The following is a 24,574-nucleotide window of genomic DNA, read 5'->3' on the forward strand; positions in this document are numbered from 1 at the left end:
CCGGCGTGGCCCGGGCGGGGGTCAGACGGTGGCCTGCTCGCCGACCCGGTCGGCGGCCGGGCCGTCCGGCTGGGCGGAGAGGTAGGCCCCGCCGCAGGCGGTCAGCCGCAGCGCCGTGTCGATCAGCGGCACGTGGCTGAAGGCCTGCGGGAAGTTGCCGACCTGCCGCTTGAGGCGCGGGTCCCACTCCTCGGCGAGCAGCCCGAGGTCGTTGCGCAGCGACAGCAGGCGGTCGAACAGCTCGCGCGCCTCCTGCACCCGGCCGATCATCGCGAGGTCGTCGGCCAGCCAGAACGAGCAGGCCAGGAAGGCGCCCTCGTGGCCGGAGAGGCCGTCGACGTTGGTGCCCGACTCGTCGTGGGTCGGGTAGCGCAGCACGAAGCCGTCCTCGGTGGCCAGCTCGCGCTGGATCGCCTCGATGGTGCCGATGACGCGCTTGTCGTCCGGCGGCAGGAAGCCGACCTGCGGGATGAGCAGCAGCGAGGCGTCGAGCTCCTTGCCGCCGTAGTACTGGGTGAAGGTGTTGCGGCCCGGGTCGTAGCCCTTGTCGCAGACGTCCCGGTGGATGGTGTCGCGCAGTTCCCGCCAGCGCTCCAGGTGGCCGCCGGGCGGGGCGTCCTCGGGGGTCTGCTCCAGCAGCTTGATGGTGCGGTCGACGGCCACCCAGGCCATCACCTTGGAGTGGACGAAGTGCCGGCGCGGGCCGCGCACCTCCCAGATGCCCTCGTCCGGCTCCTGCCAGTGCTCCTCCAGGTACTCGATCAGCCGCAGCTGGAGGTGGTGGGCGTGGTCGTTGCGGACCAGGCCGGTCATGTGGGCCAGGTGCAGCGCCTCGACGACCTCGCCGTAGACGTCCAGCTGGAGCTGGCCGGCCGCGCCGTTGCCGACCCGCACCGGCTGGGAGCCCTCGTAGCCCGGCAGCCAGTCCAGCGAGGACTCGGTGAGCTCGCGCTCACCGGCGATGCCGTACATGATCTGCAGGTTCTCCGGGTCCCCGGCCACCGCGCGCAGCAGCCACTCGCGCCAGGCCTTGGCCTCGTCGCGGTAGCCGGTGCGCAGCAACGAGGAGAGGGTGATCGCGGCGTCGCGCAGCCAGGTGTAGCGGTAGTCCCAGTTGCGCTCGCCGCCGATGTCCTCGGGCAGCGAGGTGGTGGGGGCGGCGACGATGCCGCCGGTGGGGGCGTAGGTGAGGCCCTTGAGGGTGATCAGGGAGCGGACCACGGCCTCCCGGTAGGGGCCCTGGTAGGTGCACTGGCCGACCCACTCGTGCCAGAAGTCGGCGGTGGCGTCGAGCAGTTCCTCGGCGTCCGGGGCCTTGGGCGGCTCCAGGTGGGAGGCCTGCCAGGTGAGCGCGAAGGCGATCCGCTCGCCGGCCGAGACGGTGAAGTCGGCGTAGGTGGTGAGGTTGCGGCCGTAGGTGTCGGCCTCGCCGTCCAGCCAGACCGAGTCGGGCCCGGCCATGGCGACGGTGCGGTGGCCGCCGTCGGGCTGCTCGACCCGGTGCACCCAGGGGACGACCCGGCCGTAGCTGAACCGCATCCGCAGCGCGGAGCGCATCCGCACGGTGCCGGCCACGCCCTCGACGATCCGGATCACCTGCGGGACGGCGTCCTTGCCGGCCAGCGGGCGCGGCGGCATGAAGTCGATCACCCGGACGGTGCCGCCCTGGGCGTCCCACTCCTGCTCCAGGATCAGCGAGTCGCCCCGGTAGCGGCGGCGGTCGGCGGGCACGGCGGGCGCCGCGGCGGTCGGCGGCGGGACCCGCAGGTCGCCCGTGTCGGTGAGCCGGTTGCGCCCGGCGGCGGGGACGGGCTCGGTGGCGGGGGCGGGCAGGTCTGCGGCGACCGCCTCGGCGGGGCCGATTCGCCAGAAGCCGTGTTCGTCGGTGCCGAGCAGTCCGGCGAAGACCGCCGGCGAGTCGAATCGGGGCAGACAGAGCCAGTCCACCGCTCCGTCCCTGCTGACGAGGGCGGCGGTCTGCATGTCCCCGATGAGTGCGTAGTCCTCGATACGGCCGGCCACGTGATCTCCAGTTCGCAATGTGGTCACGACGCATCGGCGATCCGAGGGGGAGCCTGCGGGTGTGGCGGGACCGGGGCCACCCCGGGACGTCCGGCCCGCCGCGGGGTGGTGGCGGGCCTTGCTGGAGTGTCCGCGAGGGCTCGGTCGAGCCTCTGGGTGGGGGAGAGCGGGAATTACGGGGAGGTCCGGTCGCGCATCGGGGACCGAGAGGTTCCTGACCCTCCCACGCCCTCCGCGGCTCATGTTGTCGGCGATGCGTCCGAGCAGCTTACGACGGACGAAAGGGGCGAAGCACGCGGGCGCAGCGCGAGGTGGCCCCGCATTTCGGCGGAAATACCGCGCATCGCGGGGGACGCCGTCAGGATGGCTCGGAAGGATCAGCTCCGGATGGCACGAAATGGGGATCCGTCATGGCCCGGCCGAGCCGGTCCGGAGCACCGGGAGGTGGCCCGCTCGGGCCGGTGGTGCGACACCTGTGACATCTGCGCCGAGTGGTGCGCCGGTGGCGCGCCCCGCGTACGCCCCCGGGAGCGTCCCCGCGGATCCCGCCCGCGAAACCGGATCCGCGCCGCCACGCACGGGCGGGCCGGAACGCGTTCGGGCCGGGGCACTGATACCCTGGTATCCCGTGGACCGGTGGGATCAAACGCCCCGGACCGGCCGAACCGACGACCTCAGGGCGCAGTGCCCCGCACCGCCCGCCCCCGTCGAGACGGCGCGCCGCGAGCCTCCCACCACGTCACCTTCGACTCGCGACCCACGGGAGCCCCCTCTTGGCACAGCCCCATTCCGGCAAGGCATCGAACGGCCGCGCCGTGACGACCAAGCACCTCTTCGTCACCGGGGGTGTCGCCTCGTCGCTCGGCAAGGGCCTCACCGCCTCCAGCCTCGGTGCCCTGCTCAAGGCCCGCGGCCTGCGCGTCACGATGCAGAAGCTCGACCCGTACCTCAACGTGGACCCGGGCACCATGAACCCGTTCCAGCACGGTGAGGTCTTCGTCACCGACGACGGCGCCGAGACCGACCTCGACATCGGCCACTACGAGCGGTTCCTGGACACCAACCTGCACGGCTCGGCGAACGTCACCACCGGCCAGGTGTACTCGACCGTCATCGCCAAGGAGCGCCGCGGCGAGTACCTGGGCGACACCGTCCAGGTCATCCCGCACATCACCAACGAGATCAAGTCCCGGATCCGCCGGATGGCGACCGAGGACGTCGACGTCGTGATCACCGAGGTCGGCGGCACCGTCGGCGACATCGAGTCGCTGCCGTTCCTGGAGGCCGTCCGCCAGGTCCGCCACGAGGTCGGCCGGGACAACGTCTTCTTCGTGCACGTCTCCCTGCTCCCCTACATCGGCCCCTCGGGCGAGCTGAAGACCAAGCCGACCCAGCACTCCGTCGCCGCGCTGCGCAACATCGGCATCCAGCCCGACGCCGTCGTGCTGCGCGCCGACCGCGAGGTCCCGCAGGCCATCAAGCGCAAGATCTCGATGATGTGCGACGTCGACGAGGAGGCCGTGGTCGCCGCGATCGACGCCAAGTCGATCTACGACATCCCCAAGGTGCTGCACGGCGAGGGCCTCGACGCCTACGTCGTCCGCCGCCTGGACCTGCCGTTCCGCGACGTGGACTGGACCACCTGGGACGACCTGCTGCGCCGCGTCCACGAGCCGCAGCACATCGTCAAGGTCGCCCTGGTCGGCAAGTACATCGACCTGCCGGACGCCTACCTGTCGGTGACCGAGGCGCTGCGCGCCGGCGGCTTCGCCAACAACGCCCGGGTCGAGATCAAGTGGGTCACCTCCGACGACTGCGAGACCCCCGAGGGTGCGCAGGAGCAGCTCGGCGACGTCGACGCGATCTGCATCCCCGGCGGCTTCGGCGACCGCGGCGTCAACGGCAAGGTCGGCGCGATCACCTACGCCCGCGAGAACCGGATCCCGCTGCTGGGCCTCTGCCTGGGCCTGCAGTGCGTGGTCATCGAGGCCGCCCGCAACCTGGCCGGCCTGCCCGAGGCCAACTCCACCGAGTTCGACGCCGCCGCCAAGCACCCGGTGATTTCCACCATGGCCGAGCAGCTGGCCATCGTCGACGGCAAGGGCGACCTGGGCGGCACCATGCGCCTGGGCCTGTACCCGGCCAAGCTCGCCGAGGGCTCGATCGTCCGCGAGGTCTACAACGGCGAGCAGTACGTCGAGGAGCGCCACCGCCACCGCTACGAGGTCAACAACGCCTACCGGGCCGACCTGGAGAAGACCGGCCTGGTCTTCTCGGGCCTCTCCCCGAAGGGCGACCTCGTCGAGTACGTCGAGTACCCGCGCGAGGTGCACCCCTACCTGGTGGCCACCCAGGCCCACCCGGAGCTGAAGTCCCGTCCGACCCGCCCGCACCCGCTGTTCGCGGGCCTGGTGAAGGCCGCGATCGAGATCAAGACGGCCCCGGCCGACGCCGAGTAGGCACCCGCGTTCCACCGGACGGCGGCCCCGCGATTCCTGCGGGGCCGCCGTCCGGCGTTAGATTGTGTCGTACTGACGAAAAGGGGAGACGTGATGGACGACCGCAGCACCGCCGATGTCGCCGACCGGGCCGAGGAATGGGAGGTGCGGGGGAGCACCACCCCGTTCCAGGGCCGGGTCACCGGAGTGCGCAGCGAGGAGGTCCGGATGCCCGACGGCAGCTGGGCCCGCCGCGACTACCAGACCCACCCCGGTTCGGTCTCCGTCCTCGCGCTGGACGACCGGCAGCGGGTGCTGATCCTGCGCCAGTACCGCCACCCCGTGCGCCAGCGCCTGTGGGAGCTGCCGGCCGGCCTGCTCGACGTGCCCGGGGAGAACCCGCTGCACGCCGCCCAGCGCGAGCTGTACGAGGAGGCGCACTGCAAGGCGGGCACCTGGCGGGTGCTGGTCGACTTCTACACCTCGCCCGGCGGGACGGACGAGGCGCTGCGGCTCTTCCTCGCCACCGACCTCGCCGAGGCGGAGGGGAAGCGGTACGAGGCGCACGGGGAGGAACTGGAGCTGGAGTCCGCCCGGGTGCCGGTGGAGGAGCTGATCCGGCGGATCCACGCCGGGAAGCTGCACAACCCGACCCTGATCACCGGCACCCTGGCGCTCCACGCCGCCCTGCACGGCCCGGGCGGCCTGGACGCCCTGCGCCCCGCCGACTCGCCCTGGCCGGCGCGGCCCTTTTCCTAGGGCTCGGCTCGCCTCCGGGGCGCCTCGTGCCGGTGCCGACGCTCGTCGCTCCGGCACTCCCTCCTTCGTCGGTCGATGGTCGCTCCTCGCATTCGGCACCGGCGCGCCCCTTCGGCTCGCTCGCGGGGGTGCTCGGGTGGGCGGCATCGGTGCGCGTGTGCTGTTCGCTCGCGGGGCCGTGCCCCGGGGGACGTTGCTCCTCGCTCGTGGGCGGGCGGGCCGGCGGTTCCGGGTCGGGCTTCGGCCGGCGGGGTGATTTGCCGATTCGTACGACCGGATGTCACCTCGGCCGGAGCGGGTCGCCGAACTACGCTTCGCAGACGGGGCGTCCGCTGCGGGCCGCCTTCGGGAGTGCGGGCGAGGTCGGGAGTGGCACGGGTGGCGAGGAAGACGGTGACGATGGAGGCCGGGGCCGGCGCGTCCGCCGAGCGCGTTCCCGGGCTGGACCGGCTGCCGGCCGGCCCCGCCCTGTTCGTGGGCCGGCGCACCGAGCTGGCCGCGCTCCGGGCCGCCGCCGCGCGCCCGGCGGAGGGCCGCAGCACCGTCCTGGTGCTGGCCGGCCGGCCCGGTTCGGGCCGGACCGCGCTGGCCGTGCGGTTCGCCGTCACCGTGGCCGCCCAGTACCCCGACGGCGTGCTCTTCGCCCGGCTGTCCGCCCCCGACGGCGGCCGGGTGCCGCCCGCGCGGGTCGCCCGCCGGCTCATGGAACAGCTCGGCGTGGACACCGCCGGCGTCCCGCTGCCCGGTGCCGTCGAGGACGGGCGGGACGATCCGGCGTGCGTGGCGCTGCGCGCGGCGCTGGCCGGGCGGCGGGCCCTGCTGCTGCTGGACGACGTCCGGGACGCCGGGCAGCTGTGGCCGCTGCTCGCGGACGAGCCGGGCTGCCTGGTGCTCGCCACCACCGCCGGACCGCTCACCGGCATCGAGGACATCGACCCGGTCATCCTCGGCGGGCTGGACCGTCCGGCGGCCCTCGAACTGCTCGGCGACCTGGTCGGAGGGACCAGGATCGGCTGCGACCCGGTCGGCGGGGCGGACCTGGCGGAGGCCTGCGGCTCCCAGCCGGCGGCGCTGCGGCTGATGGCGGGGCGGCTGCGCGGCACTCCCGAGCTGGCGGTGACGGAGGCGGCGCAGGAACTGGTGCGGGCCGTCGCCGAGGCCTCCGCACCGGGGGCCGCCGCCGGGACCTCGGCCGCCGCTGCCGCTGCCGCTGCCACTGCCGCCGCCGGGGCCGGGGCGGAGGCGGAGGCGAAGGCGGGCAAGCCCGTCGAGGAGGCGAAGCCCGCGCCGGCCGCGCGGCCCGCGAACGCGGTGCCGGCGAAGAAGAAGAAGAGGAAGGGGAGCGGCCCGGCCGCCCCGAAGGCGGAGGCCCCGAAGGCGCAGGCCCCGAAGGCCACCGGGCCGGAGCCCGTCGCGGCGCCCCCGGCCGAGCCGGCCCGCGACCCGGCCGCCTGGGTGCGGCCCGCACCGGAGCCCGCCGAGCCCGTCCCGGTGCCGGACAACGACCCGCTGGTCGGCGCCTTCACCCTCGCCTACGCGGGCCTGTCCGCCGCGCAGGCGCGGATGCTGCGCGCGCTCACCCTGGCCCCCGCCCAGTGCGCGGACCTGCGCACCGCCTCCGCGCTGGTCGGCTGCCCGGCCCCGGAGGCCGCCGGGACGCTGGCCGCGCTCGCGGAGCGGGAGCTGCTCACCGAGGAGCCGCCGGCCCCCGACGGCACCGCCCGCTACCGCGTCCCCGGCCGGCTGCACCCCCGGCTGGTGCGGCTGCGCGAGCGGGACGACCGGCCCGCCGAGATCGAGCTGGCCCGGGCCCGGCTGCTGGAGCGGCTGGTCCGGCTCGCCGAGTCCGCCCGGGCGCTGCTGGACCCCGCCGCCGGCCCCGGACCGGACCCGCTGCCCGGCCCGCTGCGGCTGAGGTCCGCCGCGCACGCCCGGCAGTGGCTGCTCGGCGAGCGCGACCTGCTGCTCGGCGCGGTCGCCGACGCGATCGGCCAGGGCGACCTCGACGGCTCGGCCGGCCGGCTGGTCACCGCGCTGCTGCGGGCGCTGCCGCTGACCGGCGCCGCCGCCCCGGCCGACCTCTTCCAGCTGCACGAGCTGGTGCTGACCGTGGCCGAGCGGCACGGCCGCCCGCGCCGGGCCTCCGCCGCGCTGCTCAACCTGGGGGACCTCCAGGCCGCCGCCGGCCGCTGGGAACCGGCCCTGGGCCACTACCGGGCCGCCCTGGAGCACGCCCGGGGCGCCGACGACGAGGCGCTCTGTGCCCGCGCGCTGGAGGGCGCGGCGGGCTGCCACCGGGCGCTCGGGGACGCGGTGCGCGCCGCCGACTGGTACGGCCGGGCGCTGGGCCTGCGGCAGTCGATGGGGGACCACGCCGCCGAGGCCCGGCTGCTGGCCCGGGTCGCCGAGGCGCACACCGCCCAGCGCCGCTTCGAGGAGGCCGAGCGGGAGTACCGGGCGTCCCTCGCGGTGCTGCGCCGGATCGGCGACGAGCGCGGCCGGGAGGCCGTCGGCGGCGCCCTCGCGGACCTGCGGGAACGCGTCCTGGCCGGGTGGTAGCGGGCGTTTCGGGAGTATTGTCGAAGATGCCCGGACGGTGCCCTTTGGCAGGAAGATCACGCGGGAAGCCTACGAACCTGCCAATGTCTCCGGCAGATTTATTCACTTTGGAAGGCTGACAGGCCGCCTGGGCTTCATTACACTCGAACTCAGTCGCGCAGCGATCCGTGCCCCGGTGTCTTCCGGAGGCTTCCCCCCGTGCGCGTCGCCCGCCGGTCTTCTCCGGTAGGGACCCCCATGGCAAGAGGACGTGTTTAGCCGTGAAGGTCGGCATCCCCCGCGAGGTCAAGAACCACGAGTACCGCGTGGCCATCACGCCTGCCGGTGTGCATGAGCTGGTCCGCAACGGACACGAGGTCTACATCGAGGACAACGCCGGTGTCGGCTCCTCGATCCCGAACGAGGAGTACGTGGCCGCCGGTGCCACCATCCTCCCCACCGCCGACGAGGTGTGGGCCACCGCGGACCTGGTGCTGAAGGTCAAGGAGCCCATCGCGGAGGAGTACCACCGCCTGCGCAAGGGCCAGACCCTCTTCACCTACCTCCACCTGGCGGCCGACCGGCCCGGCACCGACGCGCTGCTCGCCTCCGGCACCACCGCCATCGCGTACGAGACCGTGCAGCTCGCCAACGGCGCCCTGCCGCTGCTCGCCCCGATGTCCGAGGTCGCGGGCCGCCTGGCCCCGCAGGTCGGCTCGTACCACCTGATGCGTCCGGCCGGCGGCCGTGGCACCCTGCCCGGCGGCGTGCCCGGCACCCACCCGGCCAAGGCCGTCGTCATCGGCGGCGGCGTCTCCGGCTGGCACGCGGCCACCATCGCCATCGGCATGGGCTACGACGTGACCCTGCTGGACCGCGACATCAACAAGCTGCGCGAGGCCGACAAGATCTTCGGCACGAAGATCAAGGCCATCATGTCCAACGCCTTCGAGCTGGAGAAGGCCGTCGTCGAGGCCGACCTGGTCATCGGCGCCGTGCTGATCCCGGGCGCCAAGGCCCCGAAGCTCGTCACCAACGAGCTGGTCTCCCGCATGAAGCCGGGCTCCGTGCTCGTCGACATCGCCATCGACCAGGGCGGCTGCTTCGAGGACTCGCACGCCACCACGCACGCCGACCCGACCTTCAAGGTCCACAACTCGGTCTTCTACTGCGTGGCCAACATGCCGGGCGCCGTCCCGAACACCTCCACCTACGCGCTGACCAACGCGACGCTGCCGTACGTCGTCGAGCTGGCCAACCGCGGTTGGAAGGAGGCGCTGCGCCGCGACGCCGCGCTGGCCAAGGGCCTGAACGTGCACGAGGGCCAGATCACCTTCGCCGCCGTCGCCGAGGCCTTCGGCCTGGAGTCGGTCTCCCTGGAGTCCGTGCTCGCCTGAGTGTGACGTGCGTTGCCCCCGGCCCGGTTTCCTCCGGGCCGGGGGCTTCGCCGTGCCCGTGCACGGGGGGTCACCGAGGGCGCCCGGCCGCCGTGTGAACGAGGGGTGAATCCGGTGATGACATCGGGGGCGGAGGGTGCGGGTCGCTCTGTCGTCAATTTCCGTCGGTCGTATCACCCGACCCCGGAAAGCCCGGAGTCAGGGCGCCTCGGATCCCTTGACAGAGGGTCGCCCGATCGTCGACACATCCTGCCCACTACCGTGGATTGTGTTGCTGCGAACGCCTTGAACGGCCTAGAGTCGCAAACCGTCGGCATGCTGCCACGCTGACGAATCGACATAGAGTCCTGGATGCCCAAGGAGGTAAGACGACTTGTGAATGAGTCGACATTTGCTCCCGGGGGTGGTCAGCCAGGACTGGCGGCGCACACCGCCGGCCAGCCGAGTGAGGAGTCCGGGGCCAGGCAGCCCTCCGTGGGCTCGGCCGAGGTCGGCTCGGTCGCTCTCCGTACTTTCGAAGCACGCCAGAACACAGCACAGGTGACCACGGTGACCGACTACGACGCCGAACTGCCGGCCCACGGCCTGGCCTACGGCGAGTTCGCCTACGGCGCCTACGACGACCCCGACGCCGAGTACGAGCCGGACCCGGAGTACGCGGCCACGCTCGCCCCCGACGCCGCCCGCCAGCGCCGCGAGCGGATCGGCCCCACCGGGCGCCCCCAGCCCTACTTCCCGATCCCCGCGCCGGTGGCCGAGCACGGCCCCGCGCAGATCATCGCGATGTGCAACCAGAAGGGCGGCGTCGGCAAGACCACGTCGACCATCAACCTGGGCGCGGCGCTCGCCGAGTACGGCCGCCGCGTGCTGCTCGTCGACTTCGACCCCCAGGGCGCCCTCTCCGTCGGCCTCGGCGTCAACCCGATGGAACTCGACGTCACCGTCTACAACCTGCTGATGGAGCGCGGGCTGACGGCCGACGAGGTGCTGCTCAAGACCGCCGTGCCCGGCATGGACCTGCTGCCGTCCAACATCGACCTCTCCGCCGCCGAGGTGCAGCTGGTCAGCGAGGTCGCCCGGGAGTCCGCGCTGGCGCGCGCCCTGAAGCCGCTGCTGCCCGACTACGACTACGTCATCATCGACTGCCAGCCCTCGCTGGGCCTGCTGACGGTCAACGCGCTGACGGCCGCTCACAGCGTCATCGTGCCGCTGGAGTGCGAGTTCTTCGCGCTGCGCGGCGTCGCGCTGCTCACCGAGACCATCGAGAAGGTCTGCGAGCGGCTCAACCCCGAGCTGCGGCTGGACGGCATCCTCGCCACCATGTACGACTCGCGCACCGTGCACAGCCGCGAGGTGCTGGCGCGCGTCGTCGAGGCGTTCGGCGACCACGTCTTCCACACCGTCATCGGGCGGACCGTGCGCTTCCCGGAGACCACCGTCGCCGGCGAACCGATCACGACGTACGCGACCAATTCGGTCGGCGCCGCCGCCTACCGCCAGCTCGCCAGGGAGGTGCTCGACCGGTGCCGCCCCGCCGAGTGAGTCTCCCGGGTGCCGACGAGCTGTTCCGGACCACCGGCGGGATGGCGCTGTCGCCGTCCCTCGCGTCGCGTTCGGCCGCCGAGGCGCCCAGACCGGAGACCGCGCGGGCGGTCAACGGCGTCGGTGAGGCGGACGACGCCGAGGGCACCGACGTCACCGGCGGTGCCGGCTCCGCCGTCGGCGGCGAGGGCCCGGAGCACGCCGAGGGCGGAGCCGAGCCGGCCGGGGACCGGACGGCGGCCAGGCGCGCGCCGCGCCGCACCGCGGGCGCCCAGGGAGCGGCCACCGTGCCCGCCCCCGCGCAGCCGGGCGGCCAGGGTGCCACGACGCCGGGCGGCGCCACGACGGCCGCCGCCAAGGCCGCGCAGGGCGGCCGCCCCGCGGCCCCGGCGCCGCGCCAGCACGTCGGGGCGGCCGAGGACCAGACGGGTGCCGCGGGTCGGCCCCGTCCGCGCAGCCGTGCCCCCCGCCGCCCGACCGGGCGCGAGCGGCACGACGAGAAGATCACCGTGTACGTCTCCGCCGAGGAACTGATGGACCTCGAACACACCCGGCTGGTGCTCCGCGGTGAGCACGGCCTGGCGGTGGACCGCGGCCGGATCGTCCGGGAGGCCATCGCGGTGGTGCTGGCGGACCTGGAACAGCGCGGCGAGGCGAGCATCCTGGTGCGGCGGCTGCGCGGGCGCTGAACGCGTTCCTCGGGGCCGCGGGGGGTCCGGGGACGTTCGGTGCGGCCCGATGGCGGTGCGGCGCGCTCCAGTGCGGTTCAGCATGCTTCAGGGCGGTTCAGCGCGGCACGGTGCGGCGCGGTGGGGGCCGGCGGTCCGGTGCGGTCCGGCGTGTCGGCGGGCCCCGGTGCGGGGCGGGCGCCGCGGGCGGGTGAAGATGGACCGTCATGCCGAGCACGCCCGAGAGTCCCGTCGTCGCCCAGGCCGCCGCTGGAGCGGCCGGGCCGGGCACGCCGGGCACGCCGGGTGCGCCGGGTGCGCCCGAGGACGGGCCGCGGGGCGGCTTCCGGGTCCGGCTGGACAACTTCGAGGGCCCGTTCGACCTGCTGCTGAGCCTGATCGCCAAGCACCGGATGGACGTCACCGAGATCGCGCTGGCGACCGTCACCGACGAGTTCATGGCGCACATCCGCGCCATGGGACCGGACTGGGACCTCGACGCGGCGACGGAGTTCCTGGTCGTCGCCGCCACCCTGCTGGACCTCAAGGCGGCCCGGCTGCTGCCCGCCGCCGAGGTCGAGGACGACGAGGACCTCGCCCTGCTGGAGGCGCGTGACCTGCTCTTCGCCCGGCTGCTGCAGTACCGGGCGTACAAGCGGGCCGCGGCGCTGTTCGGCGAGCGCTGGGCCGCCGAGCTGATGCTGCGGCCCCGGACCGTCGGCCTGGAGCCCCGGCACGCCGGGCTGCTGCCCGAGGTCGTGATCAGCGTCGGCGCCGAACGCCTCGCGGAGCTCGCCGCCCGGGCGACGGCACCCAAGCCCAGGCCGGTCGTCTACGTCGACCACATCCACACCCCGCCGGTCAGCGTGCGCGAGCAGGCGGGCCTGGTGGTCGGGCTGCTGACCGAACTGGGCGAGACCACCTTCCAGCGGCTGGTCGCCGACGCTCCGGACACCATGGTCGTGGTCGCCCGGTTCCTGGCCCTGCTGGAGCTCTACCGGGAGCGGGTGCTCGCCTTCGAGCAGCCGGACGCGCTCGGCGAGCTCGTGGTGCGGTGGGTGGCGGAGGCGGACCGGGGCGCGGTGGACGTGACGGACGAGTTCGACCGGCCGGCCGGCGAGGGCGCGGCGCGGGCGGCGAAGGGCGAGGAGGACGGGCGATGACGGCCGGGAACGGCGGCACGGGCGGCGGGCGGCCGGCCCGGCGGGTGCTCGGGGTGCCGGGACAGCCGCGCGCCGGGGAATGGCTGGAACCGGCGCAGGGCGTGGCGGCGGGCGTGGCGGCGGAGCCGGAAGCCGGGCCGGAGCCGGAGCCCGTACCGGAGGCCGGGCCGGGGCCGGGGCCGGTACCGGAGGCCGGGCCGGGGCCGGAGTCCGTGCCGGTGCCGGTGCCGGTGCCGGTGGTGGACGACGGGCCCGGGCTGCGGGCCGAACTGGAGGCGATCCTGATGATCGTCGACGAACCGGCCGACGAGACCCACCTGGCGTCGGTGCTGGAACGCCCGCGCACGGAGGTGGCCGCGGCCCTGCGCGAGCTGTCCGCCGAGTACACCGCCCAAGGGCGGGGCTTCGACCTGCGGCTGGTGGCCGGCGGCTGGCGCTTCTACAGCCGCGCGGCCTGCGCCCCGGCCGTCGACCGCTTCGTCCTGGACGGCCAGCAGGCCCGGCTGACCCAGGCCGCGCTGGAGACCCTGGCGGTGGTCGCGTACCGGCAGCCGGTGTCCAGATCGCGGGTCTCGGCCGTCCGCGGTGTGAACTGTGACGGTGTGATGCGTACCCTGGTACAGCGAGGACTGGTGGAAGAGGCCGGATCCGAGCCCGAAACAGGTGCGATCCTGTATCGGACGACGAACTACTTCCTGGAACGGATGGGGCTCCGCGGCCTGGACGAGCTGCCGGAGCTCGCTCCCTTCCTGCCCGAGGTCGACGACGTGGAAGCGGAGTCCCTGGAGGGCACGATGATCGCGGAGGCGGTCGCCGCCGCTGCCGCGCAGGCCGCGGACGGCAGTGGCGAGGCCGGTCGGGCTGCGCCCGATCGGTAGGGGGCGGTGAGGTCGGCCGAAACGACCGCACAGCCCAGACGGTAACGACGTACGGACACTTTGATGCGTAGCAGTGGCAACGGCAGGAACAGCAGCGGCGGCGGCAGCGGTCGCGGCGGACAGGGCGGGGGCGGCCGGGGCGGCTCCTACGGGGGTGGCTCGGGCCGCGGTGGCTCCGGCGCGCGCGGGGGTTCGTACGGCGGCGCCTCCGGCGGCGGCCGGGGCGGCTCGGCCCCGCGCGGCGGCTCGGGCTCGTACGGCCGCGACGACCGTCGTGACGACCGTCGCGACAGCCGTCGGGACGACCGCAGGGACGACCGCCGCTACCCGGACCGCCCGCTGCGGCCCGAGGAGCGCAAGTACGACCGCCCCGAGTACGGCGGCGGCCCCAACGCCACCCCGGCCCGCGGCGGCTTCTCCGGGCGCCGTCCCGGCCCCGCCCCGCGGCCGCGCCGCGAGGGCCAGGGCGCCCCGGGCGACCCCCGGCGCCAGCCGCAGCGCTCGCGCGAGCTGCAGGCCCGGATCGAGGACGCGGTGCTGGCCCGGCACGACAAGCCGGCCGTGAAGCTCCCCAAGACCTTCGGCGAGCCCGAGGGCGAGCGCCTGCAGAAGGTGCTGGCCCGGGCCGGCGTCGGCAGCCGTCGCGCCTGCGAGGAGCTGATCGACCAGGGCCGGGTCGAGGTCAACGGCAAGCGGGTCACCGAGCAGGGCAAGCGGGTCGACCCGCAGAAGGACGAGATCAAGGTGGACGGCCTGACCGTCGCCACCCAGTCCTACCTGTTCTTCGCCCTGAACAAGCCGGCCGGCGTGGTCTCCACCATGGAGGACCCGGACGGCCGCCAGTGCCTCGGCGACTACGTGACCAACCGGGAGACCCGGCTGTTCCACGTCGGCCGCCTGGACACCGAGACCGAGGGCATCATCCTGCTCACCAACCACGGCGAGCTGGCCCACCGCCTCACCCACCCCCGCTACGGCGTGACCAAGACCTACCTGGCCGCCATCCAGGGCCCGATCCCGCGCGACCTGGGCAAGCAGCTCGCCAAGGGCATCGAGCTGGAGGACGGCTACGCCCGCGCCGACAGCTTCAAGGTCGTCTCGAACGTCGGCAAGAACTACCTGGTCGAGGTGACCCTGCACGAGGGCCGCAAGCACATCGTCCGCCGGATGCTGTCGGAGGCGGGCTTCCCGGTCGAGAAGCTGGTGCGCACCCACTTCGGCCCGATCGCGCTCGGCGACCAGAAGTCCGGCTGGCTGCGCCGGCTGACCAACCCCGAGGTCGGCCAGCTGATGCGCGAGGTCGGTCTGTAGTGGGTCTGTAGTCGGTCTGTCACGGACGGCCGCCGTCGCGCCGTGCCGGACGGTTCACCCCGGGCCTCCCCGCCGAGTGGCGGGGAGGCCCTCCGTCGTTCGGCGGGTCCTGCTGTGAAGCGGACCGCATCGGCGGTGATCGCCTTGTCAGCCCGATGATCCGTGGCCGAGGATTGCCACCTGTCCACGACCCGCCGGGTGGCGGGAGTGCGCCACCCGGCGCGGGGCGAGAGGCGAACGGGGAGCGACGCCGTGTCCGATGCACCACTCAGCGCTCTGGGACTGGCCGGACCGGACGGGCGGGTCTACGCGGCGCTGGTGGCCAACCCGCAGTCGACGGCCGAGGACCTCGCCGTCTTCTGCGACCTGACCCTCCAGCAGAGCCTGCGGGCCCTGGACCGGCTCGCCCAGCAGGGCATGGCCACCCGGGCCCCGGTGGACCGGCAGCGGTTCCTGCCGGTCGCCCCGGACGTCGCCATCGGCACGCTGATCGGCCACCGGGAGTCCGAACTGCGCCACGCCCGGGCCGAGATGCACCGGCTCATGGACGCCTTCCGGGAGGCCTCGCGCTACACCGACCCGGCGCACTCGGTCGAGGTGCTGACCGGCGCCGAGGCCATCGCCCAGCGGCTGGAGCACATCACCGGGACCAGCCAGTACCAGATCCGCGGCTTCGACCGCCCGCCCTACATCCAGGACCCGGTGGCCAACATCCCGCTGCAACGGCAGCGGCTGAAGGAGGGCGTGCGGTTCCGGACCGTCTACGACCGGGAGGCGGTGGCCTGGCCCGGCCGGCTGGAGAAGAACATCCTGGTCGGGGTCGCCGACGGCGAGGAGGCCCGGGTGCGGCCGGTGCTCCCGATGAAGATGGTCATGTCGGACGACCGGATGGCGATCATCCCGATCAGCGTCGGCGACAGCGTCCTCGACGCCGCCTACGTCATCCACCCCTCGGCGCTCCTCCAGGCGCTGGACACGCTGTTCGAGGCGGAGTGGGAGCGGGCCGTCCAGCTGCAGGCCGCGATCGGCGCGGGCGACGGGACGCTGGAGCCGGAGGCCGACCACCGCAAGCTGCTCGGGCTGCTGGCGGCCGGCCTCACCGACGAGTCGATCGCCCGTTCGCTCGGCTGGAGCGCCCGGACCACCCAGCGCCGGCTGCAGTCGCTGATGCGCGAACTGGGCGCCACCACCCGCTTCCAGGCCGGGATGGCGGCCCGGGAGCGGGGCTGGCTGTAGCCCCGCGCCGCCGGGGCCCGCCGGGGCCCGCCGCCCGTCGGGGCTGCCCCGGGGCCGTCCGGGGGCGGGGCCGTGGCGGAGGGCCGGGCCGTGCGGGGTCAGCTCCAGGGGGAGAGGGCGGCCCAGCGGCCGTCCGGACCGCGCTCGACCTTCTCCAGGCCGACCACCGCCGTGCGGTTCAGCCGCCCGTAGATGTGCGGGAACAGCACACCGGGGGTCGCCCCGGGCGGCGGGCCGCCGTGCGGGGCCTCCCACTTGACCATCGGTTCCACCAGCGACTCCTCGATCAGCAGCACCATCAGCGGTTCGCGGGCGTCGGCGAAGAAGGCGTTGGCCACGGCGAGCGCGGTCTGCTCGTCGGCCGAGCAGTGGATGAACCCGTCGGTGAGCAGCGAGGCGGTCGCGTACGGCCGGCCCGGGTCGGCCAGCCAGTCGTCGAGGGGGGCTAGGTGCAGGATCATGCTTCCTGTTGTACCCGCTCCGGCCGGGCCCGGGCGGGCGCCCGGGCCCGGCGGTTCGCGACGCCCGGGCGGAGTGCCGGGCGCCGGGAGGACCGTCCCTAGAGGCCCGCCACCTTCCCGGAGGCGGACACCTCGTACACCAGGGTCAGCGTGCGGCGGGCGCCCGGACCGAGCGGGACGTCCCAGCGCACGACGCCCTCGGCGTCGAAGGCGTCCGGCGCGGGCGAGCACTCCTCCTTGCGCAGCCGCACCTCCACCGCCGACACCTCGGAGACCGGCACCCGCTCGCGCACCGCGACCACCTGCTCGTCCCGCTCCTCCGGACCGGAGAACCGCGACAGGTGCAGCCGCACCGTGCGGGTGGTCACCGACCGCTGGCCCAGCCCCGCCGTCGAACGGCGCTCGTCGGTCTCGCGCACCACCCGGTAGCCGTCCGAGCTGCCGAAGGACAGCTCCGCGTCGGCGCCCGGCGCGGTGAACGGCAGCCGTCCGCGCCCGGTGAACCCGCTGCCGCGGACCAGCTCGACCGGCCCCGCGAGCAGCGGGTGCCCGGCCGTGCTGCGGAACCGGACCACCTGGGTGACCAGCGGCGACAGCTCCGGCGCGCAGGCGTACTCGCTGTGCGCCGTCGCCTCGAAGGAGCCCAGCGGCACCCGGTGCGCCCGGCCGTCGGAGGGCACGGTGGCCGGCGCCGGGGCGGTCAGCACCCGCACCTCGCCGCCGTCGTCCACGCCCGGCAGCACACCGTCCGGGCGGAGCTCGGAGATCGTCTCCTCGCGCAGCTCCACCTCGACGGTGCGCCGTTCCCCGGAGGTGCGCTCGCGCAGCGTCAGCACGTCCTCGGCGAGCGCGGGCGGCTCGGTGGCGAGGGCGGAGCGGGCGGTGGAGAAGGCCAGCCGGGCGCCGGTCCAGGCCTCCCCGGTGCGCTGCCAGACCACTGCCTCGGAGTCCAGCCGCAGCACGCCCTCGGCCAGGGTGGCCCGGTAGGACGGCCGCCACAGGGCGCACGGCACCAGGTGACTCACGGTCAGCCGGGCGGGCCCGGCCTCCCGGGCCTCGACGGTCAGGTCCAGGTGGGCGAGCAGTTCGGCGGGCTCCTCCTCGGCCTGCTCGACGGCGGTGAGCGCCGCACCGCGCTCCTTCTCCAGCGCGCGCAGCCGGTGACGGGCGGCGCGCAGGTCCTCGGCTGCGCGCTCGCGCTCGGCGTCGACCCGGTTCAGCTCGCGGTGCCAGCGGGTGCGTTCCACCTCACCGACGCCGGCGCCCTCGCCGACCTCGCGCAGCAGGTCGGCGGCGAGCTGGGCGAGCAGTGCCAGCCGGGCCTCCAGCCGGTCGGCGAGCTGGTCCTCGGCGCGGCGGCGCTCGTCCAGCGCGTGCAGGCGGTGGCGCAGCTCGGAGTCCTCCGGGCCGGGCGGCAGCGGGGCGCGGGGCGTCCAGACCCGGGTGATCCGGGCGTCCAGGACGCGCACGCCCGGGGTGTCCGACTCGGCGCGCAGGGTGTGGTCGACGGCGAGTGCGGTGAGCGGGCCCAGGCGCAGCCGTTGGACGCCGGCCGTCAGCTCCGCGGTGGCGGTGCGCTCGACCTGGGCGCGGTCCTCCAGGCAGGTGACGGCGGTGACGGGCAGCGGCGCCGTGGGACGTGGGGTGACGGGGAGGGGGGTGGTGCTCATCGTTCAGTTCCTCCGGTTTCCGCCGACGATGGCCTTTCCGGCCGGGATTCTGATCTGGTAGCCGCCGTCCAGCTCGGCCCGGCCGCCCGGCGGCAGCTCGACCCGCCGGAGCCGGGTGCTGGGCGGGCACTCGGTGGACGGTTCGTCCGGTGCGTGCCAGCCGGGCCGTTCCTCGATCCGGATGTCGGCGTCGGAGCTGACCGGTACCCGTTCGCGGACCTCGACGGTGACCGGGCGGCCGAGCCGGTTGGCCAGTTCGACGTGCACCCGGTGGTCGAGCACGGTGCTGCTGTTCAGCATGCCCGCGGTGGACTCGCGCAGCTCGGTACGGCGCGTCACCTCGACCGACTCGGCGACACCGATGCCCAGTCGGCGCACACCGCCGGGGGCGAGCGTGGGCAGGGCGGCGGTCAGCAGGAACTCCTCGTCGACGGTCACCTCGACCGGTCCGGCGAGCACGGCCTGTGCGGTGGCGTTGGTGATCACCAGGGTGGCGTAGACCCGCTCCTCGACGGCGGGCACGGTGACGTACTCGGGGCTCACGCTGACCGGGATCTCGCCGATCGTGACGGTGTGCCAGGTGGCGTCGGAGGGCAGGTCGGCGGGTGCGACGGCGTCGAAGCGGTGGTCGAAGGAGCCGGCCGAGACGCGCGGCGGCACGGCGTGGTGCGGCAGCGGGAGGCGGGTCAGGCCGGGGGCCGGGTGGCCGAAGTGGTGCGGACGGTCGGGGTGGTGCGGATGGTCGGAGTGGTGGGGACGGTCGGGGTGGTGCAGGGTGCCGCGGCGGTCGGCGGGGGCGTCCGGGCCGGACAGCTCCAGGGCGGGGTAGTCGAGCAGCGTCCCGTCCGGTACCGGCGGGCCGGGCGGGGGCGTGAACGGCGCGGGGGCGGCGAACCGGGCGAGCTCCGTCTTGGCGAACGCGGCGCCGGGGGCCGGGGAGCCGGGGGCGGGCGGGGGTGCGCCGTAGCCGAGGACGGCGCCCGGCTCGGCGGGCGTGCCGGATCCGCCCGGTCCGCCCGGGCCGCCCGGGCCGCCTGCCTCGTCGGCCGAGCGGAGGCCGCCGGTGCGGGCGCGGGCGCGGGCGAGTCCGCCCGGGGGCTGCGGCGTGGGTGCGGCGGACGGCGGCGGGAGCGGGGCCGGCGTCGGGACGACGGGGCTGACCGGGGCGGAGAGCCGGGGTTCGGCGGCGGCCAGGGCGACGCCGGTGCCGCCGGGCCCGCCGGCCGCCCGGCGGGGGTGGTGCGGGTGGTGCGGCACCGGGCGGGGGCCGGCCGCGTCGTAGCCGGTGAACAGGCCGGCCAGACCGGGCGGGGGCTCGCGCCAGCCGGAGGGCGGCGGGGCGGGCTGGCTGCGGCCGATCCGCAGCGAGCGCAGCTTGGGCAGGTCGGTGCGGCGGTCGAGGTCGGCGGTGGAGAGGGCGAGGCGCACGCCCGTCCAGTCCTCGCCGGTCTGCTGGGCGACGGAGGCGCGCAGCAGGAGGTGGCCGGTGTCGGCGCCCTGGCGGTAGGCGAGCCGGTAGGAGGGCACCCAGCGGGCGGCCTGGACGGTGTACTCCAGTTCGAGGTCCAGCAGGGTTTCGGGGGCCTGCCGGGTTTCGGGGTCCGGCCCGGCCTGGGGGTCCGGCGAGGTTTCGGGGTCCGGCCCGGAGGGGGAGCCCTGGGGCCCGGGGGTGGTGAGGGTGAGCAGGGCGGTCGTCGTGGTCCCGACGCTCTCGTGCCGCTCCGCGGAGGACAGCCGGGCGAGCCGGTCGGCCAGCACCTGGAACTCGTGGTCGGCGAGTTCGATCTCCTGGGCGAGCCGCCCGGCGCGCTCGTGGAGGCCGGTGAGGCGCTCGTCGACGAACTCGGCGAGCTCCAGCCAGGCGTCGGCGGGCGTGCGGCGCAGCGGTTCGTCACGGTGGCGCGGCGGGGGGACGGCGCGCAGCGCGGAGGTCTCGGCGATCGCGGCGAGGACCAGCCGGTGCTGCTCGCGCAGGGCTTCGCCGTGTTCCTCGGCGGCGTCCAAGCTTCGGCGCAGCTCCGGGAGTTCGGAGGGCTCGCGGAGTTCGGCGACGACCTCCAGGCGGGCTTCGGTGACGGCGGTGCCGGCCGGGCCGGCGAGCACCCGGGCGCGCAGCGAGCGCGGGTCGAGCCCGTCGGGCAGGCCGGTCAGCCGGAGCCGTCCGCCCGGGGGCAGGGCCGCCCGGGCCCGCCGGCGGCAGACCGCGCCGGCCGCGTGGACGACCACGGAGTCCAGGACCGAGGGGGCCGAGGGCACGGCCGGGGCGGGGACGGGCTCGCCGGTTCCCCCGGCGCCGCCGCCGTCGTCGTCGTGCGGTCGATGCTGGTCGCTGCTGTGTTGATCGTTCACCCGGCCAACCCCTTCGTCGCGTACCGTCGGCGGCCCATCCTGCCGTGCGGGGGCGCCCGCGGCGCCGGTTTCCGCCGTGCGCGGCGTGCGGGTGCTCGGCGTGCGGGTGCCCGATGGCGCGGGCCGCGTGAGGGGGGACGGCCGGGGGCGGTGGTGCGGTTGCGGTACGGGCGGCGGCGGTGATGGGGGAGGATGGGGGCCGACCCGTTCCCCGCGGGTGACCGTGTCGCAGTCGACCGTGTTCCGCGCAGTTCCGTGAGGAGAGCCACCCCGCCATGCGCACAGCCGCCGTCGTCGGTACCGGACTCATCGGCACCTCCGCCGCGCTCGCCCTCACCGGACGGGGTCTGACCGTCCATCTGGAGGACGCCGACCCGGACGCCGCCCGCACCGCCGCCTCGCTGGGCGCGGGGATCACCGAGCCCGCCGACGGGCCCGTCGACCTCGCGATCATCGCCGTCCCGCCGGCGCTGGTCGGCAAGGTGCTCGCCGACTGCCAGCGCCGCGGGCTGGCGCGCTGCTACACCGACGTCGCCAGTGTGAAGGCCGGCCCGCGCGCCGAGGTCGCCGCACTCGGCTGTGACACCACCCACTACATCGGCGGCCACCCGATGGCCGGGCGCGAGCGCTCCGGACCGCTGGCCGCCCGTGCGGACCTCTTCGAGGGCCGGCCGTGGGTGCTCACCCCCACCCCCGACACCGACACCGAGACGCTGAACGCCGTCCTCGAACTGGTCGCGCTCTGCGGGGCCGTGCCGATCGTCATGGACGCCGCGGCGCACGACCGCGCGGTCGCCCTGGTCTCGCACGCTCCCCAGCTGCTCTCCTCGCTGGTCGCCGCCCGGCTGGAGAACGCCGACGAGACCGCCATAAGGCTCTCCGGCCAGGGTGTGCGCGACGTGACCCGGATCGCCGCCTCCAACCCCGCGATGTGGGTGGACATCCTCTCCGCCAACGCCGGTGCGGTCGCCGACGTGCTGGAGGAGGTCGCCGCCGACCTCGGCGAGACCGTCACCGCGCTGCGCGCCCTCCAGGCCGCCGAGGAGGCCGAGCGGCAGGACGGCGCCGCGGGCATCACGGCGGTCATGCGGCGCGGCAACACCGGCCAGGCGCGGATCCCCGGCAAGCACGGGGCGCCGCCCACCCGGTACGAGACGGTCGCCGTCGTCCTCGGCGACCAGCCCGGCGAGCTCGGCCGGCTGTTCGGCGAGGTCGGTGCGGCGGGCGTGAACATCGAGGACGTCGACATCGAGCACTCGACCGGGCAGCAGGTGGGTTTCGTCCAGCTGTCGGTGGCGCCGGCGGCGGTGCGTCCGCTGACGGCGGCGCTGCGGGCGAGCGGGTGGAGCGTGCGGGACTGACGTCCTGCGGTTGTGGCGGTGCTCGTGGTTGTGGCACTGCTCGCTGTTGGTGGCGGCGCTCGTCGTTATGGCGCTGCTCGTTGTTCTGGCGGCGTGTGCTCGGTGTGCGCACGATGCTCGCTGTCCTAGCGGTGCTCGCGATACCGCACGGTGCTCGCGATGCCGTGCGGTGCCCGCCAGGAGCGGTGGGTCCGGCAAGGGCGGAGCGGGCCGGTCACCGGCGGGGTCCGGGTGGGGCGGCGGTCCATTAACCTTGAGGGAGACCATCCCCGGCATCCCCGTACTGCGGGCTGCCGTGCTCAGAGATCAGAGAGAGGTTCGCGCCGTGGACACTGCCGACCGAGCGCACGCCCCGGTCGTCGTCGCCATCGACGGACCCTCCGGCTCCGGCAAGTCGACCGTCTCCCGGGCGGTCGCCGCCCGACTTGGCCTGAGCTTCCTGGACACCGGTGCCATGTACCGGGCGATGACCTGGTGGATGCTGGCCAACGACGTCGACGTCAACGACCCGGAGGCGGTGGCCGTCGCGTGCGGCAAGCCGGTGATCGTGTCCGGTACGGACGCGGACGGCCCGACCATCACCGTGGACGGCCGGGACGTCGCCGGCCCGATCCGCGGCCCCGAGGTGACCGCGCACGTCAGTGCCGTCGCCGCGGTGCCGGCGGTGCGCACCCGGCTGGTCGAGCTGCAGCGCGGCTGCGCCGGGGTCGCCGCCCGCGGCATCGTTGCCGAGGGCCGGGACATGGGGAGCGTGGTCTTCCCGGACGCCACCGTCAAGATCTTCCTGACCGCCTCCGAGACGGCCCGCGCCGAGCGCCGGGCCGCCGAGCTGCGGGCCAAGGGCGTCGACGAGGCGACCATCACCGCGATGGCCGCCGACCTGGCGCGCCGGGACGCGGCGGACTCCTCGCGGGCCACCGCGCCGCTCACCCAGGCCGTGGACGCGGTCCTGGTGGACACCAGCGCGCTCACCCTGGAGCAGGTGATCGATCGGATCACCGCACTGGTGGCGGAGCGGGCCGGGGCCGCGCTCGTCTGACGCGGACCGGCCGCCCGGGACGGCCAGGCCGTCGGGGACGGTCCGGCCGTCCGGAACGAGTAAAAGCCGATCATCCGATGAACGGGGTGCCATGGTGGCACCCGGAACCATTCGCGCTGCCCCGGAGGGGCAGGTACGCACGGCACGTCCCTGGGAAGGGCCGGGCCGGGAAACGGACAGTACGAACATGACCGCAGAGCACTCCACCGCCGGCCACGGCGAGCTGGACGCCTCCGAGTACGCCGAGTTCATGGCGCTCGCCGCCGAGGAGGGCTTCGACCTCGACGACGTCGACGGCCTCGGCGACGGCAGCCACGCCCCGCTGCCGGTGCTGGCCGTCGTCGGCCGCCCGAACGTCGGCAAGTCGACCCTCGTCAACCGCATCATCGGCCGCCGCGAGGCGGTCGTCGAGGACAAGCCCGGCGTCACCCGCGACCGCGTGACCTACGAGGCCGCCTGGAACGGCCGCCGCTTCAAGGTCGTCGACACCGGCGGCTGGGAGATCGACGTCCTCGGCATCGACGCCATGGTCGCCGCCCAGGCCGAGCTCGGCATCGAGCAGGCCGACGCGGTGCTGTTCGTGGTCGACGCCACCGTCGGCGCCACCGACACCGACGAAGCCCTGATCAAGATCATCCGCCGGGCCGGCAAGCCGACCGTGCTCTGTGCCAACAAGGTCGACGGCCCGTCCACCGAGGCCGAGGCCGCCTACCTCTGGTCGCTCGGCCTCGGCGAGCCGTTCCCGGTCTCCGCCCTCCACGGCCGCGGCTCCGGTGACCTGCTCGACGCCGTGATGGCCGCGCTGCCCGAGGCCCCGCCGCAGACCTTCGGCGACGCCGCCCCCGGCGGCCCGCGCCGCATCGCGCTGATCGGCCGGCCGAACGTCGGCAAGTCCAGCCTGCTCAACAAGGTCGCCGGCGAGGAGCGGGTGGTCGTCAACGAGCTGGCCGGCACCACCCGCGACCCGGTCGACGAGATGATCGAGCTCGGCGGCAAGACCTGGAAGTTCGTCGACACCGCCGGCATCCGCCGCCGGGTCCACCTGACCGCCGGCGCCGACTTCTACGCCTCGCTGCGCACCGCCGCCGCGCTGGAGAAGGCCGAGGTCGCGGTCGTCCTGGTCGACGCCAGCGAGACCCTCGCCGAGCAGGACACCCGGATCATCTCGATGGCCGTCGAGGCCGGGCGCGCCGTCGTCATCGCCTACAACAAGTGGGACCAGCTCGACGAGGAGCGCCGCTACTACCTGGAGCGCGAGATCGAGCGCGACCTCGTCCAGGTGCAGTGGGCCCCCCGGGTCAACGTCTCGGCGAAGACCGGCCGGCACATGGAGAAGCTCGTCCCGGCGATCGAGACCGCGCTGGCGGGCTGGGAGACCCGGATCACCACCGCCCGGCTGAACGCCTTCCTCGGCGAGCTGGTGGCCGCCCACCCGCACCCGATCCGGGGCGGCAAGCAGCCGCGCATCCTGTTCGGCACCCAGGCGGGCACCCGTCCGCCGCGCTTCGTGCTGTTCGCCTCGGGCTTCCTGGAGGCGGGCTACCGCCGGTTCATCGAGCGCCGGCTGCGCGAGGAGTTCGGCTTCGTCGGCACGCCGATCTCGATCTCGGTGCGCGTGCGGGAGAAGCGCAAGAAGAAGTAGGACGCGGCAGCAGCTGCGGAAGGGGCGCCCCCGGCGGGGCCCCGGCCCGGCGCCGGGGGCCCCGCGGCGTGTTGCGAACGCCCCCCCCCGGGGGGCGCCG

Annotated in this window: 17 protein-coding genes; 13 read left to right on the forward strand and 4 right to left on the reverse strand. The window is 74.8% G+C overall.

The genetic code is table 11. The features are described from left to right. Positions 1 to 21: 21 nt before the first annotated feature. Entirely contained in the window at positions 22 to 2,022 is a 2,001-nt protein-coding gene (locus tag ACFVVL_RS33655) for a glycoside hydrolase family 15 protein (protein WP_387682043.1), read from the reverse strand. A gap of 815 nt (positions 2,023 to 2,837) precedes the next feature. Between ACFVVL_RS33655 and ACFVVL_RS33660 the strand changes: the two genes are divergently transcribed. The 10 genes from ACFVVL_RS33660 (at position 2,838) to ACFVVL_RS33705 (ending at position 15,952) form a co-directional block, all read left to right on the forward strand. Beyond that, on the forward strand, positions 2,838 to 4,481 hold the full coding sequence (locus ACFVVL_RS33660; protein WP_387682045.1) for a CTP synthase: 1,644 nt from the start codon (positions 2,838 to 2,840) through the stop codon (positions 4,479 to 4,481). A gap of 93 nt (positions 4,482 to 4,574) precedes the next feature. Then, on the forward strand, positions 4,575 to 5,219 hold the full coding sequence (locus ACFVVL_RS33665) for an NUDIX domain-containing protein (protein ID WP_380295796.1): 645 nt from the start codon (positions 4,575 to 4,577) through the stop codon (positions 5,217 to 5,219). Between the two features lie 378 nt (positions 5,220 to 5,597). Next, a complete protein-coding gene (locus tag ACFVVL_RS33670) occupies positions 5,598 to 7,778 on the forward strand; it encodes a tetratricopeptide repeat protein (protein ID WP_387682048.1) in 2,181 nt (726 codons plus the stop codon). Between the two features lie 260 nt (positions 7,779 to 8,038). Then, positions 8,039 to 9,154 carry an alanine dehydrogenase gene (ald, locus tag ACFVVL_RS33675; protein ID WP_380298295.1) on the forward strand — a complete coding sequence of 372 codons (1,116 nt, stop codon included), beginning with the start codon at positions 8,039 to 8,041 and terminating at the stop codon, positions 9,152 to 9,154. A gap of 474 nt (positions 9,155 to 9,628) precedes the next feature. Continuing rightward, the gene (locus ACFVVL_RS33680; protein WP_376090262.1) at positions 9,629 to 10,696 is read left to right on the forward strand and encodes a ParA family protein; all 1,068 of its coding nucleotides are present in this window, start codon (positions 9,629 to 9,631) and stop codon (positions 10,694 to 10,696) included. Continuing rightward, complete coding sequence (locus ACFVVL_RS33685; protein ID WP_387682051.1) at positions 10,693 to 11,385, forward strand: hypothetical protein; 693 nt, start codon at positions 10,693 to 10,695, stop codon at positions 11,383 to 11,385. Before ACFVVL_RS33680 ends, ACFVVL_RS33685 begins: the two co-directional genes overlap by 4 nt. A 206-nt stretch (positions 11,386 to 11,591) precedes the next feature. Next, a complete protein-coding gene (locus tag ACFVVL_RS33690) occupies positions 11,592 to 12,527 on the forward strand; it encodes a segregation and condensation protein A (RefSeq protein ID WP_387682054.1) in 936 nt (311 codons plus the stop codon). A gap of 284 nt (positions 12,528 to 12,811) precedes the next feature. Then, complete coding sequence (locus ACFVVL_RS33695; protein ID WP_380296872.1) at positions 12,812 to 13,405, forward strand: SMC-Scp complex subunit ScpB; 594 nt, start codon at positions 12,812 to 12,814, stop codon at positions 13,403 to 13,405. 63 nt (positions 13,406 to 13,468) lie between these two features. Further along, positions 13,469 to 14,716: a pseudouridine synthase gene (locus ACFVVL_RS33700; RefSeq protein WP_387682057.1), complete on the forward strand. Its 1,248-nt coding sequence runs from the start codon at positions 13,469 to 13,471 to the stop codon at positions 14,714 to 14,716. A gap of 252 nt (positions 14,717 to 14,968) precedes the next feature. After that, entirely contained in the window at positions 14,969 to 15,952 is a 984-nt protein-coding gene (locus ACFVVL_RS33705; protein WP_380296860.1) for a transcriptional regulator, read from the forward strand. A gap of 98 nt (positions 15,953 to 16,050) precedes the next feature. Here the strand turns inward: ACFVVL_RS33705 and ACFVVL_RS33710 are convergent, their stop codons facing one another. The 3 genes from ACFVVL_RS33710 to ACFVVL_RS33720 form a co-directional block, all read right to left on the reverse strand. Further along, positions 16,051 to 16,413 carry a DUF952 domain-containing protein gene (locus tag ACFVVL_RS33710; RefSeq protein ID WP_380296862.1) on the reverse strand — a complete coding sequence of 121 codons (363 nt, stop codon included), beginning with the start codon at positions 16,411 to 16,413 and terminating at the stop codon, positions 16,051 to 16,053. A gap of 98 nt (positions 16,414 to 16,511) precedes the next feature. Beyond that, the gene (locus ACFVVL_RS33715; RefSeq protein ID WP_387682060.1) at positions 16,512 to 18,083 is read right to left on the reverse strand and encodes a DUF4139 domain-containing protein; all 1,572 of its coding nucleotides are present in this window, start codon (positions 18,081 to 18,083) and stop codon (positions 16,512 to 16,514) included. Positions 18,084 to 18,086: 3 nt separating this feature from the next. Next, positions 18,087 to 20,432 (reverse strand): DUF4139 domain-containing protein, encoded by a 2,346-nt coding sequence (locus ACFVVL_RS33720; protein WP_387682062.1) that lies wholly within the window; start codon positions 20,430 to 20,432, stop codon positions 18,087 to 18,089. 275 nt (positions 20,433 to 20,707) lie between these two features. Here ACFVVL_RS33720 and ACFVVL_RS33725 point away from each other — a divergent pair, with 275 nt between their 5' ends. From ACFVVL_RS33725 to der, 3 genes are all read left to right on the forward strand, one after another. After that, complete coding sequence (locus ACFVVL_RS33725) at positions 20,708 to 21,793, forward strand: prephenate dehydrogenase (RefSeq protein WP_387682065.1); 1,086 nt, start codon at positions 20,708 to 20,710, stop codon at positions 21,791 to 21,793. Between the two features lie 325 nt (positions 21,794 to 22,118). Further along, positions 22,119 to 22,832 (forward strand): (d)CMP kinase, encoded by a 714-nt coding sequence (cmk, locus tag ACFVVL_RS33730; RefSeq protein WP_380296869.1) that lies wholly within the window; start codon positions 22,119 to 22,121, stop codon positions 22,830 to 22,832. Between the two features lie 187 nt (positions 22,833 to 23,019). Beyond that, positions 23,020 to 24,474, forward strand: a complete 1,455-nt coding sequence (gene der / locus ACFVVL_RS33735; protein WP_380296870.1) for a ribosome biogenesis GTPase Der — start codon at positions 23,020 to 23,022, stop codon at positions 24,472 to 24,474. Positions 24,475 to 24,574: the final 100 nt, after the last annotated feature.

The organism is Kitasatospora sp. NPDC058115 (assembly GCF_042884635.1).
Classification (GTDB): Bacteria; Actinomycetota; Actinomycetes; order Streptomycetales; family Streptomycetaceae; genus Kitasatospora.

Excerpts from the sequence above, each read along its gene's own strand:
- ACFVVL_RS33690 (WP_387682054.1), top strand. The coding sequence starts at position 11,592 with ATGCCGAGCACGCCCGAGAGTCCCGTCGTCGCCCAGGCCGCCGCTGGA.
- ACFVVL_RS33725 (WP_387682065.1), top strand. The coding sequence starts at position 20,708 with ATGCGCACAGCCGCCGTCGTCGGTACCGGACTCATCGGCACCTCCGCC.
- ACFVVL_RS33715 (WP_387682060.1), bottom strand. The coding sequence starts at position 18,083 with ATGAGCACCACCCCCCTCCCCGTCACCCCACGTCCCACGGCGCCGCTG.
- ACFVVL_RS33710 (WP_380296862.1), bottom strand. The coding sequence starts at position 16,413 with ATGATCCTGCACCTAGCCCCCCTCGACGACTGGCTGGCCGACCCGGGC.
- ACFVVL_RS33695 (WP_380296872.1), top strand. The coding sequence starts at position 12,812 with ATGATCGTCGACGAACCGGCCGACGAGACCCACCTGGCGTCGGTGCTG.
- der (WP_380296870.1), top strand. The coding sequence starts at position 23,020 with ATGACCGCAGAGCACTCCACCGCCGGCCACGGCGAGCTGGACGCCTCC.
- ACFVVL_RS33665 (WP_380295796.1), top strand. The coding sequence starts at position 4,575 with ATGGACGACCGCAGCACCGCCGATGTCGCCGACCGGGCCGAGGAATGG.
- ACFVVL_RS33700 (WP_387682057.1), top strand. The coding sequence starts at position 13,469 with ATGCGTAGCAGTGGCAACGGCAGGAACAGCAGCGGCGGCGGCAGCGGT.